Source organism: Chitinophaga sp. SVR4-12A (assembly GCF_056754765.1).
The window spans coordinates 2,109,244-2,123,676 of record NZ_JBPGWP010000001.1 but is presented as its reverse complement, the minus strand read 5'-3'; the positions used below and the strand labels follow the sequence as shown (position 1 = coordinate 2,123,676).

The following is a 14,433-nucleotide window of genomic DNA, read 5'->3' as shown; positions in this document are numbered from 1 at the left end:
ATAAATATATGATACGGCGAAAGTACAAGATAAGTTGTCTGTTTAACAAGAATTTTTTTTATCTTTTTGTGAAACCTCGGAGAAAATGAAATGCCCTTTTCGTATAGTATTCATCGTGAGCATGTTAGTAGCGTGCCGGGAGAAACCTGTTCCGCCCATAGCGCAGGTCCACCTGCCCCGTATAGATGCCATGGCGGATCTTCCCCAGCCGCTGCATATCGTTAACTGGTATGATATGGCCCGCCGCTTTGACAGTACGGTATACGATTTTAACGCCACCGGCCCCCACTGGCCGGTAGTATGGTGGGACAGCAGCCGCCACAACTTTCCGCAGAACGTGGTAGGCCTTTATACAGCTATGGACGATCAGCGCCAGGGCACACACAATAAAGGCATGTTCCATGAAGCCCTGGCTACGATGGGCGCCACCCTGGGCGCCACCTTAACAGGAACAGACAAACGCCACCAAAATGGCCTCAATTACGTGGCCATGCTGAAGAACTATTTTAACCGGGAAACCGGCTGGAATATTATGATGAACAATACCTGTCCGGAAGTGGCCCTGCTGGGCGGCGGCTACGGGCGCGACTGGTGGTACGATGTATATCCCAACATGCTGTTCTATGCGATCTATGACCGTTACCCTGATGAACCGGGCTTGGATACATTGGCCCGTGTCATTGCAGAAAAGTTCTGCGCCGCCGACTCTGTATTGGCGGGTGATTATGATCATTCTTTCTTTAACTACGCGCAGCTGCGCCCTATGGACAACGCCATCTGTAAACAGCAGGATGCAGCCGCTGGTCATGCCTGGCTGCTCTACGCTGCCTATAAAAAGTTTGGCGACCGGCGTTATCTTATCCGTGCGGGAGAAGCACTAAAATATCTGCAGCTGCAGCCTGCCAACACATTCTATGAAGTGTTCATGCCCTTTGCCGCCTACCTGGCTGCGCGTTTTAATGCAGAACAGGGCACAAGCTATAATGTGAAGCAATTCCTGGAATGGACCTTTAATGGCGATCCGCAATGCCGCCAGGGCTGGGGCGTGCTCGCGGGCAACTGGAACGGGATAGACATTTCCGGTATTGTAGGCAGCACTACAGACAGGGGTGGTTACGGCTTCCTGATGAACACTTTTGATGCGGCCTGGCCCCTGGTACCATTGGTCCGTTATGATGCCTCCTATGCAGACGCTATTGGCAAATGGATGCTGAATGCTGCCAATGCGGCCCGCTTCTTTTACACCCAATACATGCCCGATGATCATGAGACCATTCCGCAGCAGGCGGCTGTCACAAAGGGTGTAATAGGTTATGAAGGCATTATACACTCGCCTTCCTATCCGCAATACGCACACCTGAAAGCGCCGGTGGCACAGGGCGACGGGCCCTTGTGGGCGAAAGGTAACCCGGATGTATCGCAGTTCAGCATCTATGGCAGCGGGCACGTAGGCATTTTTGGCAGTATAGTACGCCCTACAGATGTTGCCGGTATCCTGCAGCTCAACCTGCTGGCTACCGACTTTTTCAGGGACGAAGCCTGGCCTTCTTTCTTATACTACAATCCATATGCGCAGGATAAAACCATTCACCTGCAACTCGGAGATACGGCAGTTGCCGTTTACAATACCATCACGCATACCTTCGCCACTCGTAAAGCGCAGGGCAGCTACGCTTTTACTTTACCGGCGCGTTCTTCAGCCGTATTGGTATTTACGCCCACCGGCGGCAGAGCAGTGCATAAAAACGGGAAGTTATGGGTGGAAGGCAGAGTAGTGGATCATCGTTTTTAGTATATTAGTAACATGAAGAAAATATTCAAACCTGGCCCTGGTTACCCTGCATTCTTTCAGCAGTACCTGGATGTTGTGCCCAACGATGGCAACCTGCTGCTGCATCTGAGAAACATCTTCGAGGAAACAGAACAACTGGTAACAGACCTTCCGGATGAAATGCTGCTGTACCGTTACGCCGAAGGAAAATGGACCATCAAGGATACCCTGGTGCACATCGCTGATTGTGAAAGAGTGCTCATCTACCGCGTAATGCGTATCGCGAGGGGCGATAAGACCGCCCTGCCTGGTTTTGATGAAGAACTGCTGGCAGCGCATGCCAATGCCAACAAACGCCCCCTCGTAGATATCCTCAACGAGCTCGAAACGCTGCGTACTTCGAATATTGTTTTCATGTCAACCCTGGATGACGAGGCGCTTGACAGAATAGGCACTGCAAATGGCAATCCTGTATCGGCCAGGTTACTCGTAAATCATATCTACGGTCACCACCGCCATCACCTGACTGTCATCCGGGAACGTTACCTCGCTTAACAGCTTATTTTCCCTTATCCAGGGCCATTTTAAGCGCCAGTCCGGATAATACGCTTGCCATAAACCATTTCTGTACACGGATCCACTTCGGGTTGGCAGAGAACCACTGTGTAACACGGGCAGCCGCCAATACCATCAGGGCATTCACTACAAAGCTGATGCTGAGTTGTGTAAATCCCAGGAACAGGCTTTGCAGCAACACATCTCCATACTCCGGTTTAATGAATTGCGGAAAGAAAGACAGGTAGAACACCGCCACTTTAGGGTTGAGCACATTGGTCAGGAAGCCCATGCCAAACAATTTCGCAGGCCCGTCTATCTTCAGCTCCTTCCTTGTTTCGAACATACTTTTGCTGCCCGGTTTAACCGCTTCCCAGGCCAGGTACAACAGGTAGATCACACCGGCGGTTTTCAATACCGTATAGGCGTAGGGTACGGCAAAAAGCACCGCCGTTAACCCAAATGATACCAGCACGATATGGAACAGAAAGCCGCAGGCCACACCCAGCAAGGAGATCAGCCCGGCTTTTTTACCTTGCGTAATAGACCTGGTGGTGCAATAGATCATGTTCGGCCCCGGCGTTATCACCATCACGAAGGCCGCCAGCATGAAGATCAGCAGTTGATGTAAAGGGATCATGGCTATTGGATATTTAAAGAGGATGGCCTGGACTGCTCCTGCCTGATCCTGTTGATCAGCGCCGTATAGTAGTTTTCATATGCGCCCGGCACGGTGTCCAGGAAGAGGTAAGGCTCTATCAGTTCCAGTTCCATCAGCGTAAGCACATCATCGATGATAACGGCGTCTACCCGGGCGTAGAGACAGCCTTTGGCAAAGTGCTCCACAAAAGCAGCAGCGCTTTTTACATGCGCAGGTTGCGGGGTGGCAATGTGCACGCTGCCGCCATGCGCCAGCTGTACGCGAAAATCGCCCGAACGGGGCCGCTTTACAACACAGTGACTCAGCGCGCCATTAAAGAAGATGAAGGACCATTCGCCTGCTGTTTCAATCTCTTTGATGAAGGGCTGCACCAGGTAAGCTTCTTCCTGTACCAGTGCATCGATCTTCGGCTGCAGCTCCGGCAGATGCTGAGGTCTTACCGTAAAAGTGTTCCTGGCGCCGCCGCTTACGCAGGGCTTTACGATCAGTTGCTGTGTGTTGAATTGTGAAAAGAACGGAGCCAGATCAGTAATGGCTCCGCTTTCTATGATGGCGGAAGGAATAACATTGAAACCAGCGGCTACCATCTCGGGTAAATAGTGTTTGTCGCTGTTCCATTTTATAATGGAGTAGGGGTTGAGCATCCGTATGCCAGCCGCTGTGATATGGTCCAGCCATTGGTTAAACTGGCTGAACTTTTCAAAATAATCCCAGGGAGATTTGATCAGCACCAGTTGGTAATCTTCCCAGCGCACTTTCGGATCGTCCCATATCTCCCTGTGAATGTCCAGTCCCTTTTCAGAAAGCAGTGAAAACAAAAGGCTGTCCTCATCCACCTGCGTATCCGCAGTATGTTTCTGCTGAACCTCATATCCGACGAATGCAATTTTCATGGCGTTTAATTTACGAGCAAAAGTAGTCGTATATTGGCATTGCGAAAAGAGCCATTTTTAACAATTTTGACAGGGCCATTATGAGTAAAACGCCTCCACAGATCTTCATGCCATTTATACGTCTGAATAAGGATGACGGCATACCGCTCTACCTGCAATTGTATGAACAGATCAGGCAGGCCATTTTTAACGGCCGCCTGCAGGATGGAGAGCGCATGCCTTCTACACGCATCCTTTCCACGGAGCTGTCTGTTTCCCGCAACAGTGTGTTCCAGGCTTATGAGCAGCTGATGGTAGAAGGCTTTTTGCAGGGCAAGACAGGAGACGGCACATATGTATCCGTGCAGCTGAATAAAACAGCGCACCGTGCTGAAAAGGCGCCTGCGCCAAAGCCGCTGACGGCGGATACCCTGAAGTATAAAGATAAATCCCTGCCACAGGAGCTGCTGAAGCGCGATTGCGCCAAAGAGCCCTGGTTGCCTTTTCAATCGGCTGTACCTGCCGTGCAGCATTTCCCTTTTAAAACTTGGGCGCGCATTGCCGCAGGCATTTATCGCAACATACATGCATTGCACCTGGGTTATGGAGATACGCAGGGCCATTTACCACTGCGCCAGGCCCTGGCAGATTACCTGCGCATCAACCGATCTATTGTTTGTACGCCAGAGCAGATCCTGATCGTGAACGGCTCCCGCCAGGCCGTTAACCTGGCTGCCCAGGTATTGATCAGGAGCGGTGACCTGTGCTGGATGGAAGATCCCGGCTACCAGGCGGCCAGGGGCGCTATCTTTCGCTGGGGCGGTAAACTTTGCCCGGTGCCCTTAACGCGCTACGGCCTCGATATCGACTATGCCATTAAACATTACCCCACCGCGAAGTTTGCCTACGTCACGCCTTCGCATCAATATCCCCTGGGCGGCACACTGCCGCTGGGAGAGCGCCTGAAACTGCTGCAATGGGCGGCTAAACGCCAGATGTGGATCGTGGAGGATGATTACGATAGTGAGTTCCGTTATAACGGTCGTCCTGTTCCTGCGCTGAAAGGCCTGGACGACAAAGGCCGCGTGATCTATACGGGCACCTTCAGCAAAGTGCTCTTCCCCGCATTGCGCCTGGGATACATGGTATTGCCGGATGCGGACATGGCCCAGCAGTTCAAATCAGTGAAGTCTACTATCGACCGCCAGAACCCCGTGATCGACCAGGCCATTGTTGCACAGTTCATGCAGGAAGGACATTTTGCCCGGCATTTAAGAAAAATGCGTACCCTTTATAAAAAGCAGCAGGAAGAACTAATAACACTGCTGGAAAAACATTTGGGCGCTTACCTGGAAGCAGATGCCTGCGATACCGGTATGCATCTCATCGCCCGGATGCGGCAGCGCGGCAATGCCCGGGAGCTGGCAAAGAAGGCCGCAAATGAAGGGGTGTTATTACAGGCAGTATCTGATTATGCTGTGCGTTTTACGGATGATAAAGGCCTTATAATGGGCTTTACGGGCTTTAATACAAAAGATATGGAACAGGCGGTGATGAAGTTAAAGAAGTTGTTGATGCAGTAAAATAACAAGAGGCCTCTTTTTTGAAAAGGCCTCTTGTTATTTTACTGCATTCCTTCCAGGGGAAGTGTCAGAAATTTATATTGTCTGTTCTCTGCCAGTTAGTATCTATAGGCATTGAAGGAATTCCTGAGCTCTGGTTCGGAATGACCACATTGATGTTTGTTAACACGTTCCGTTTGAAGGAGATCTGTTTCTGCCCGATCACCACCGTGCTGCCATCAGGTTTTTCCCATTTAAGGTTCAGGCTCACCGGATGCACGTTCAGCGAATCAGCCCACTGCAGGTCATTGGCCGTGTATACGTACTGTTTCGAAAGGTCGCTTGCCGGAGTGATATATTTTGTCGGCATCAGGTTAGAGAAGTCTGCAATCAACCTGCCGTTGTTGAAATTAGAGATGTTATACCTGATCCCGAACACGATCCTTCTCATAGAAAGGGTGATCTCGGCAGGCGTCTGTGATGCAGCAAAACTTGTCCGGCCAACATAGGTATCTATTTCTGAGTTGCGGGTTGGATCAGGGTTGACGTTTACACCCGCATCATCAAAGAGATTGACGAAATTGATGGAATCTATATTGTAGTAAAGACTGCCATAAACCGTGTCCATCCTGTTATACCAAACAGGCCCCAGCCATGGATAGCGGAAGTCCCCATCTGTCTCATAGCAAAATATACCCGGGCCGGTAGCTTTTCTGAAGGTAATGGCATGCACCTCAATATTTCCGCTGTTCGGAATTTTGAGCATAATACTGTCTGTGCGGCTGTAAAGGCCACTATAAATAGCCTTGCCATCCTGGTGTATAGAAATAGCGTAAACAGTACTGTCTGCAAATGTTTTAGCCACTCCCTGATCATCCGTTTTTATCTTTCCAAGGGGAGAATCTGTAATTAAAAGATCACCGCCAAATGTAAGCTTTACAGTTTTGATCTCTGTTGCCGGAGGGTTCTGGGTATCCGGACTGTTATTGTCGCTCTTCTGACAGGATATAATTGTCCCAATGATCGCTGCAGCGAGCAGAATTCGTAGTTTCATAGATAATAAAGGGTTACGTAATAAAGGAACAAATATATTAATTTTTAACGTATCCCATCAGAATTTATATGCCACGCTGAAACGGATATCCCCGGAGCTTCTGCCTGCCAGTAATAATAAGCGCCATAGTCTGCGCCGGAATAAAGATATTTATTCAGGATGTTGAAAGCATTCAGCGTTAAGCGGATCTTTTTCTTCTCATAGAACAAACCGCCATCCATCCTGAAATAATCCGGTAACTGCATCCTGCTGGGCTCATCGGTCCATGACCAGGTGCTTCTGTCTGCCTGGTAGCTGAAACCAGCTGCAATGCCTGCGCCTTTCAGTACGCCGTTCTGCATCGTGTAAGTAAGCCATGCATTGGCATTGTGTTTGGCGAAACCGGCTATCCGGGTGCCTTTCTTCAGCACGCTGCTTACGGAGCCGCCGTCCTTGCTTACGTAAGAATCAGTATAAGCATAGTTGGCGACGATACTCAGCCCGCTCACGATCTCGCCCATGATATCCAGTTCCACGCCTTCGGCCCTGCTTTGTCCCAGTTGAAGGGAATACGGTTCTGCCGGTGTACTGCTGGGATCAGCAGACAGCTCGTTGTTTTTGATGATACGGTAGACAGCTGCGGTAGTGCTTAGCTTACCGTCAAACCAGTGACGTTTGATGCCCGCCTCGATATTGTTCCCGGTGATAGGTTTTGGAGGAGCGCCGCTTCTGAGCCTGCCCGCCCGCGGAATAAACGATTGATCATATAACGCATAAACGGAAGTATTGCGGTCAACAGAGTAGCTCAGGCCCGCCCTGGGGGTGAACCTGTTTTCTTCCAAAGTAGTACCGTCTGTTTCTTTCACATACGTATAACGGCCTGCGAGTGTAAGGCGAAGCTTGTTCTCAAAGAAGCCCAGCTCATCCTGGAAGTAAAGCCCGGTATAGGTTTGGTTCCTGCGGGATACTGCTCTTTGATCCAGCGGTGTGGTGCGGTCAAAAGCAGGGTAGCCGTTGGCGGGTGTACCATAATTAGGATGGAGGGCGTCGAATTCGCCGCCGTTGGCAGTGTCCAGCAGGGCGGATTGTCCCCAGTCGTACAGGCCTTCTTTTGAGCCCAGGTCCACACCTGCCAGTATACGGTGGTGAATATTGCCGGTGTTCACGTCTCCATTCACGAATGCCTGTCCGTAAGTATTTTTGAGATCTGCATCAAAAGCATACAGTCTGCGAATGATCTTACCATCAGGCATCACGGCATCGGGCCATATATCGCTGGAAACCTGTTTGAAATTGAAGTACGCTACCTGCGCGGTGAATTTCCAGTTATCGTTCAGCTGGTGCTGCAGGTTTACAAATGCGCTGTGCTCATTCACTTTGTTGGGAGTGATACCCGGGTTCGACATGCTGAACTCCTTTGGATATTTCGCGTAGCCGTCTGTAGAGAACACGTAAGCAGAGCCGAGGTCAGACATGGTCACATGCCGGAAAGTATATTCAGCGGTCAGCAGTGTTTTTTCATCCAGCTGGTAGCTGATCACCGGGGCAATGCTGTAACGGTCATTAAATTCATAGTCACGGAAAGAATTTTTGGTCTGGCCCATCAGGTTTAAACGGTACAGCAGCTTACCGGGTTGGTCCAGTTTACCATCCAGGTCCAGTGTGGATCTGAACAGGCCAAAGCTGCCGTAGGTCATCGTGGCTTCTCCCTTTTTGATACCGGTGGGTTTTTTAGTCACTACGTTATAGATCCCGGAAGGTTCACCGTTAGACATCATAAAGCCTGCAGGTCCTTTTACAAATTCCACATGATCTACAAAGCTCATGTCTTCTGTCAGTGGGCCCCAGTCGGACGTTACATTCACCCCGTTGCGGAAAGCTGCCAAACGGCCGCCACGTGCATTTACGCGGGTATAGATATCGCCCCAGTGCTCCAGGCGGGTAGCGCCGCTTACATTTTTGATCAGGCCATCGCTCATGGAAGTGGTGGTTTGACTGGCCATTACTTTATTGTTTACTACCTGTATATTCTGCGGTACTTCCAGCAAAGGGGTAGTAATGCGAAGCGATTGGGAAGTGCGGTCGGCTTTGAAGCTGTTCCGGTTCCCGGTTACGATAATGCCCTGCAGCTCGCCTACCTGCAGGCTCATTTGCAGGTCAACTGTTGTCGTCTTGTTGTTTTCAACAGTAACGCTGCGGCGGATCTCTTCGTGATTGCGCAGGCTGATCAGCAGGGTATAGTCCCCGGCTTTTATATTCCTGAAATGGTACAGGCCTTCCTGGTCGGATACGGCATTGATACCTGTTTCCACCAGTTCTACAGTGATCCCGCTTACCGGGTTGTTGTCTGGAGAGGTGATCTTTCCTGAAATGTTGCCGCCGCCCTTTTGGGCGAAAGTAAGAGTGGATGCCAGCAGGCATACAAGCATAAGTACAGTTCGTCTTTTCATCATTATACTTTTAGTTCGCGATAGGCCTTTCCTGATATGATTGAAATCTGGCGCAAAGGTCGGGCGAGCAGGAGGGAGCTGTTTACGCAATCGGGTAAATTATTTACGTGATCGGGAATTTTTTCCTACTTTTAAAACCATGCAACAGACAACTCCCATCACCACATTATTCCTGGACATCGGCGGCGTATTATTGAGCAACGGTTGGGACCGTGCCGCCCGGAAACGTGCTGCGGCCGTCTTTTCACTGGACCACCCCGAGTTCGAAGAACGGCACCACCTCACCTTTGATACTTACGAAGAAGGAAAGCTGACCCTGGATGAATACCTGGACAGGATCGTGTTCTACGAGCCCCGCACTTTTACCCGCGAGGAATTCAAGGATTTTATGTACGCACAGACAGAAGCCTACCCGGAGATGATAGACATGATCTGCAGGATCAAGGCTACTTATGGTGTGAAGATCGCTATCGTGAACAACGAAGGCCGTGAGCTGAATGAATACCGCATCCGTAAATTTGGCCTGAACAAATTCGTGGACTTCTTCATCTCTTCCTGCTTTGTACATTTCCGTAAACCGGATGCCGATATCTTCCGCATTGCACTGGATATCGCGCTGGTAAACCCGGAAGAAGTAGTATATGTAGAAGACCGCGCTATGTTCGTATCCGTAGCGGAAGGCCTGGGCATTAATGGCCTGCTGCACGAGAACTACGCCACTACCCGCGAAAAGCTGGCTGCTTTTGGTTTCACTTTACCCGATTAATGATCGCATGCTGCGCAGATTACTATCCACCGTCATCATTGTGCTGTTAATGGCATACAACGCCTCCGCACAATCGTTCAGGGCATTAGCCATCGCAGAACCGGGCGGGCATCATATTGCCTATTCCCGTGCTGCCAAAGTGTGGCTTAACCAGCTGGCAGCCGACAGCGGCTTTACGATCGATTATATTGAGAATACTGATAGCATCGACGAAGCCTTCCTGCAACGCTACCAGCTTTTTATCCAACTGGATTATCCGCCTTATGCCTGGAAAGAAAAGGCTGTAAAAGCTTTTGAGAAATATATTACCAGCGGCCAGGGTGGCTGGATCGGTTTCCATCATGCCACTTTGCTGGGTGAGTTTGACGGTTATCCGATGTGGCAATGGTTCTATGCCTTCATGGGGAACATTCGTTTCAAAGATTATATTGCCAAATTTGCAGCGGCTAAAGTAAAGGTGGAGGACAAAGCACATCCCGTGATGAAAGGCCTCCCTGCCTCTTTTACCATCGAAAAAGATGAATGGTACACGTATGATAGAAGTCCCCGCCCGGATGTACATGTCATTGCCAGCGTAGATGAAAGCACTTATACGCCTCCTTCAGACAAAAAGATGGGGGATCACCCGGTGATCTGGACCAATACCCGTTTCCCGGCCAGGAATGTATACATTTTCATGGGGCATTCTCCGGATCTTTTTCAGAACGAGGATTATAAACGGCTGTTCAGCAATGCTATTTTCTGGGCAGGGGGGAGGTAAGTTACTAGTCGTAAGTCGTAAGTCGTTAGTCGTTAGTCGTTAGTTGTCAGTTGTCAGTTGTCAGTCATAACCGCGAAAATCCACTCGCTGCATTCACTGACGACTAACGACTAACGACTGACGACTAACGACTGACAACTGACAACTAACAACTGACAACTTTTATTTACTCAACGTCACCCTTATCACATCCTTTACCGCCGGTAAACTCCAATACGCCTCACCATTCAATTCTCCTATCACCTTATCCTCCGCATTTTTCATCCCGGGATTAAACGCCGCCTGATGATTACCCGCGCCCGGATACTCATTCACCTCCGTTCCATCATCCCACAGTTTCACCTTACTGGTCAGATCACCTGACTGCCCTGCTGAAATACCCATATCATCAAAAGCATAGAACCAGTCATTTGAATTGCCGAACATCGTAGCAAATGCGATCCTGTCGCCTGCCGCTGCCTTGATCTGCATCTCTGCGCTGTTACCGGGTGTAATAGGTTTATCTGAAGGGTTGAGCACATACACCTGTTTAACACCCGCTACTTTGCCCAGCGCAGCTACCAGGTCTGCCTGCTTGCCTTCCTGTGCGATCATCGCCAGGCCATTACCCGGGTCTTTCTGTCCGGCAGTGAAGATGGGTTTTATATTACCTTCATACACTACCACCACCACAGGAGAAAGCCCTGTAGCCACTTTGGTATTCGCAGTAGCATACGCTGCCAGCATGCTGTTATCTCCCATTTCAGCCAGCGGCTGAATGCCATTAGCCGTAGGTTTTCCTGCTTCGAACAACGGCGTTTTAGTTAATAGCGCTCCTCCCAGGAAATTGGAAACGGCCCACACACCGGGGCTCAAAGGCGTTTCATTTGCTGTGCCACCAGATGTGTTGGTAAGGGTCAGCGTAAATACCGAAGTCGCAGCGTTATACTGTAAAACAGCCTTTACCAGCTGACTGGCAGGCAGGAAACTATGTCCCTGTGCATCCTTTCCATTCACTTCGGTGATCACGCCGTTTTCGTTGGCGCTGTTATGCGGGTTATCTTTGCCGGGTTGCTGATTGATCTTGCTGCCATTGTCCCACAGCTTTACCTGTGAAGAAACATCTCCCTGTACCGGGTCGCCCTTATCGTCATAAAGCGCGATGCCTGGATTAGCAGGTGCAAAGAACATATCATTGCTCCAGCCGTACATAGTGGCAAAGCTGATAGCCTGTCCTTTACCTGCAGAGAAGCTGAAGCTAAGGCTTTGTCCAGGTAATATTAATGGAGGTGTGCCCATGCCCTTGAAAGTGCCTGATTCTACCAACGGTTTTACATCCAGTACATTCTCCACTTTAAAAGTGTAAGGCATAGCATGCGGCATGTCATGGTCCTTACTGCAGGAAGAAAAGAGGGCTGCCGCAATGGTCATTCCCATCAGCATGCCTGGCTTAGAAAAGATCTGCTTCATAAAATAGTTTTTTGATGTACACAAAGCAAGCAGAATGATGTCGCAGAAGGATTGCAGAATTATAACAAAAGTATCACAGCAGGCTTTTCATTCATTTTTACATAGATATTTGTGATATGAAGAAGGTATTGGTCATAGAAGATGACGTTAACATCGTCGAGCTGCTGAAGATCCACCTTACAGATCTGTCCTGTGAAGTGCTTAGCGCAGGCGATGGTACTGCTGCGCTTGCACTGGCTACGGAACAAACGTTCAGCCTCATCATTCTCGACCTTATGCTGCCGGGATTGAATGGCATGGAAATATGCCGGCGCATCCGCATGACCAACCGCACAGTGCCTATCATGATATTATCCGCCAAATCAGAGGAGATCGATAAAGTGGTAGGATTGGAAACAGGGGCGGATGATTATCTCACAAAGCCCTTCAGCATCCGTGAATTCATTGCACGGGTAAAGGTAATTTTCCGCCGTAATGATGAGTTGCCCGGCTCGGCCCAGCTGGCTACCGGAAACCTGTTGCAGTGGGACGGCCTGGAAATAGATATAGAGAAAAGAAAGGTTACACTGAAAGGCGTACGGATCGACCTGTCTCCCCGCGAATTCGAGCTGCTGGTACTGCTGGCTTCTAATCCGGGTAAAAGCTATACGCGTAAAAGATTGCTGAACCTGGTGTGGGGATACGATTTTGAAGGATATGAGCACACCGTTAACTCCCATATCAACCGGCTCAGGGGGAAAATAGAAGATGATATCTCCCATCCTAAATATATCCTGACCACCTGGGGAGTAGGCTATCGCTTTAATGAAGAACTGTAAATGAGAAAAGGCGTATGAACAAGATCATAAAACCGGTGAAAGGCAATCTCCTTTTCTGGAAAATTGCAACGGTGTTTACCTTATTGTTGCTGGTGTTGGGAATTACTTATCTCTTCATTGGTTCCAATATTTCCCGGAGCTATTTCAATGAAGTGAACCAGCACCTGTATGGCGATGTGGCGGCGCACCTGGCTACCTCCACCCAGCCTATCCGTAACGGGAAGCCGGATACTGCTACCACTCATGACATCATGCACTCCATCATGGTCATCAATCCCAGTGTAGAAGTATATTTGCTGGATACCAACGGCAAGATCATTGACTTCATTGTACCGGGCAAGTCTGTTAAAGCAGCTGCTGTAAACCTGCAACCTGTTAAACAGTTCATCGCAGAAAAAGACAGGGATTATATAGCAGGCGATAATCCCAGGCAGCCGGAAAAGAAAAGCATATTTTCCGCTGCTCCTGTCTATGAGAACGGCAAACTCTCCGGTTATGTATACGCCATACTGGCCAGCGAAAAACAGGAGGCAGTACTGGCTGCATTAAATAAAGGCTTCTTCTGGGAGCTGGGCGGCAGTATCTTCTTTGTAACCCTATTGATTGCGCTGGCAGTGGGCTTGCTTACCTTCCTGCTCATTACCGGCAGCGTAGGACGGATCGCCGCCGTGGTGCGCCGCTTCAAAGAAGGCGACTATTCCGCCAGGATCATGGGAAAAGCGCGGGGCGACCTGGGCACGCTGACGGTTACCTTCAACGAAATGGCAGATGTGATCGTGGATAATATGGACCGTATCCGTGCCGCCGATCGTCTCCGCCAGGAGCTGACGGCCAACATCTCCCACGACCTGCGAACGCCGCTGGCCATCATGCAGGGCTATATTGAGACCCTCGTCATCAAGGAAAATACCCCGCTGGAACAGCGGGGGAAGTACCTGGAGATCATCCTCAGCAGCAGTAAAAAGCTATCCCACCTGGTACAGCAGCTGTTTGAATATTCCAAGCTGGAGGCTAACCAGATCACCCCGCAGAAAGAACAGTTTCTGCTGGACGAGCTGGTGAACGATATCCTCATCAAGTACGAGATACTGGCCAAAGAAAGAGACATTACGCTGCAGCTGGATGCGCCTGCTTCCCTGCCGGCCGTATTTGCCGATGTGGCCCTGGTGGAAAGGGTGTTTCAGAACCTGCTGGACAATGCCCTGAAGTATACAGAAAAGGGCGGCTGCATCCGGGTAAAACTCGTCAATAAAACTTCTGGTATCCAGGTGTCTGTGGCAGATAATGGCAAAGGCATCGCCCTGAAAGACCAGCCCTATATTTTCGAGCGGTATAAACAATCCGGCCACGAGGAAGATCATGGCAAAGGCATGGGCCTGGGGCTGGCCATTGTTAAAAAGATCCTGGATCTGCACCAGTCCCCGATCAATATCCAGAGCGTACCGGGAACCGGAACTACTTTTTGCTTCGAGCTACCGGTAAATCCCGTATAACATACAGATAACCAATAGTTTAACCCCGCCTCAACCCGGCATCAAGTCCCGATCAAGTCCACCTCATGTCCACTAACCATTGGCTTTCAGTTGCTTACAACAGGCCCGTTCATTATGGTGCGCTCCCAGGTTATTGGTAATGAGGGCTTTGTGAAAGCTTAGTATGTGCTTAGAAAGCGTTTAGTGAGTGCCTGGTGGGAGCTTAGTGAGCCTTGTGTTGCTGCGCTGTCCCTGCTTAATAAG

The 14,433-nt window shown here is 49.8% G+C and carries 12 protein-coding genes; 7 read left to right on the top strand and 5 right to left on the bottom strand.

Translation table 11 applies throughout. The features are described 5' to 3' along the window. Nucleotides 1-85: 85 nt before the first annotated feature. Nucleotides 86-1,792, top strand: coding sequence for a hypothetical protein (locus ACR9Y8_RS08530; RefSeq protein ID WP_481212827.1), 1,707 nt, complete (start codon nucleotides 86-88; stop codon nucleotides 1,790-1,792). 12 nt (nucleotides 1,793-1,804) lie between these two features. Further along, on the top strand, nucleotides 1,805-2,326 hold the full coding sequence (locus tag ACR9Y8_RS08525; RefSeq protein WP_481212826.1) for a DinB family protein: 522 nt from the start codon (nucleotides 1,805-1,807) through the stop codon (nucleotides 2,324-2,326). Between the two features lie 4 nt (nucleotides 2,327-2,330). Here ACR9Y8_RS08525 and ACR9Y8_RS08520 read toward each other — a convergent pair whose 3' ends face one another. Then, the gene (locus ACR9Y8_RS08520) at nucleotides 2,331-2,966 is read right to left on the bottom strand and encodes a LysE family translocator (RefSeq protein WP_481212825.1); all 636 of its coding nucleotides are present in this window, start codon (nucleotides 2,964-2,966) and stop codon (nucleotides 2,331-2,333) included. A gap of 2 nt (nucleotides 2,967-2,968) precedes the next feature. Next, nucleotides 2,969-3,880, bottom strand: a complete 912-nt coding sequence (locus ACR9Y8_RS08515; RefSeq protein WP_481212824.1) for an ATP-grasp domain-containing protein — start codon at nucleotides 3,878-3,880, stop codon at nucleotides 2,969-2,971. An 80-nt stretch (nucleotides 3,881-3,960) separates the two neighbouring features. Here ACR9Y8_RS08515 and pdxR point away from each other — a divergent pair, with 80 nt between their 5' ends. Then, nucleotides 3,961-5,442 carry a MocR-like pyridoxine biosynthesis transcription factor PdxR gene (pdxR, locus tag ACR9Y8_RS08510; protein WP_481212823.1) on the top strand — a complete coding sequence of 494 codons (1,482 nt, stop codon included), beginning with the start codon at nucleotides 3,961-3,963 and terminating at the stop codon, nucleotides 5,440-5,442. A gap of 67 nt (nucleotides 5,443-5,509) precedes the next feature. Here the strand turns inward: pdxR and ACR9Y8_RS08505 are convergent, their stop codons facing one another. Both ACR9Y8_RS08505 and ACR9Y8_RS08500 read right to left on the bottom strand, forming a co-directional pair. After that, nucleotides 5,510-6,475, bottom strand: coding sequence for a hypothetical protein (locus tag ACR9Y8_RS08505; protein WP_481212822.1), 966 nt, complete (start codon nucleotides 6,473-6,475; stop codon nucleotides 5,510-5,512). 44 nt (nucleotides 6,476-6,519) lie between these two features. Beyond that, the gene (locus ACR9Y8_RS08500; protein WP_481212821.1) at nucleotides 6,520-8,904 is read right to left on the bottom strand and encodes a TonB-dependent siderophore receptor; all 2,385 of its coding nucleotides are present in this window, start codon (nucleotides 8,902-8,904) and stop codon (nucleotides 6,520-6,522) included. 139 nt (nucleotides 8,905-9,043) lie between these two features. Between ACR9Y8_RS08500 and ACR9Y8_RS08495 the strand changes: the two genes are divergently transcribed. Next, on the top strand, nucleotides 9,044-9,670 hold the full coding sequence (locus tag ACR9Y8_RS08495) for an HAD family hydrolase (RefSeq protein WP_481212820.1): 627 nt from the start codon (nucleotides 9,044-9,046) through the stop codon (nucleotides 9,668-9,670). A 7-nt stretch (nucleotides 9,671-9,677) separates the two neighbouring features. After that, the gene (locus ACR9Y8_RS08490; RefSeq protein WP_481212819.1) at nucleotides 9,678-10,430 is read left to right on the top strand and encodes a ThuA domain-containing protein; all 753 of its coding nucleotides are present in this window, start codon (nucleotides 9,678-9,680) and stop codon (nucleotides 10,428-10,430) included. Between the two features lie 162 nt (nucleotides 10,431-10,592). On the opposite strand, the gene ACR9Y8_RS08485 is transcribed toward ACR9Y8_RS08490, so the two are convergent. Next, nucleotides 10,593-11,879, bottom strand: a complete 1,287-nt coding sequence (locus ACR9Y8_RS08485) for a spondin domain-containing protein (protein ID WP_481212818.1) — start codon at nucleotides 11,877-11,879, stop codon at nucleotides 10,593-10,595. Between the two features lie 116 nt (nucleotides 11,880-11,995). Here ACR9Y8_RS08485 and ACR9Y8_RS08480 point away from each other — a divergent pair, with 116 nt between their 5' ends. Both ACR9Y8_RS08480 and ACR9Y8_RS08475 read left to right on the top strand, forming a co-directional pair. Beyond that, nucleotides 11,996-12,697: a response regulator transcription factor gene (locus ACR9Y8_RS08480; protein ID WP_481212817.1), complete on the top strand. Its 702-nt coding sequence runs from the start codon at nucleotides 11,996-11,998 to the stop codon at nucleotides 12,695-12,697. A 14-nt stretch (nucleotides 12,698-12,711) separates the two neighbouring features. Further along, on the top strand, nucleotides 12,712-14,190 hold the full coding sequence (locus ACR9Y8_RS08475; protein ID WP_481212816.1) for a sensor histidine kinase: 1,479 nt from the start codon (nucleotides 12,712-12,714) through the stop codon (nucleotides 14,188-14,190). Nucleotides 14,191-14,433: the final 243 nt, after the last annotated feature.

Bases quoted from the DNA above. Each gene is read 5' to 3' on its own strand.
- ACR9Y8_RS08485 (WP_481212818.1), bottom strand. From the start codon at position 11,879: ATGAAGCAGATCTTTTCTAAGCCAGGCATGCTGATGGGAATGACCATT.
- ACR9Y8_RS08520 (WP_481212825.1), bottom strand. From the start codon at position 2,966: ATGATCCCTTTACATCAACTGCTGATCTTCATGCTGGCGGCCTTCGTG.
- ACR9Y8_RS08500 (WP_481212821.1), bottom strand. From the start codon at position 8,904: ATGAAAAGACGAACTGTACTTATGCTTGTATGCCTGCTGGCATCCACT.
- ACR9Y8_RS08490 (WP_481212819.1), top strand. From the start codon at position 9,678: ATGCTGCGCAGATTACTATCCACCGTCATCATTGTGCTGTTAATGGCA.
- ACR9Y8_RS08515 (WP_481212824.1), bottom strand. From the start codon at position 3,880: ATGAAAATTGCATTCGTCGGATATGAGGTTCAGCAGAAACATACTGCG.
- ACR9Y8_RS08530 (WP_481212827.1), top strand. From the start codon at position 86: ATGAAATGCCCTTTTCGTATAGTATTCATCGTGAGCATGTTAGTAGCG.
- ACR9Y8_RS08505 (WP_481212822.1), bottom strand. From the start codon at position 6,475: ATGAAACTACGAATTCTGCTCGCTGCAGCGATCATTGGGACAATTATA.
- pdxR (WP_481212823.1), top strand. From the start codon at position 3,961: ATGAGTAAAACGCCTCCACAGATCTTCATGCCATTTATACGTCTGAAT.
- ACR9Y8_RS08495 (WP_481212820.1), top strand. From the start codon at position 9,044: ATGCAACAGACAACTCCCATCACCACATTATTCCTGGACATCGGCGGC.
- ACR9Y8_RS08525 (WP_481212826.1), top strand. From the start codon at position 1,805: ATGAAGAAAATATTCAAACCTGGCCCTGGTTACCCTGCATTCTTTCAG.
- ACR9Y8_RS08480 (WP_481212817.1), top strand. From the start codon at position 11,996: ATGAAGAAGGTATTGGTCATAGAAGATGACGTTAACATCGTCGAGCTG.
- ACR9Y8_RS08475 (WP_481212816.1), top strand. From the start codon at position 12,712: ATGAACAAGATCATAAAACCGGTGAAAGGCAATCTCCTTTTCTGGAAA.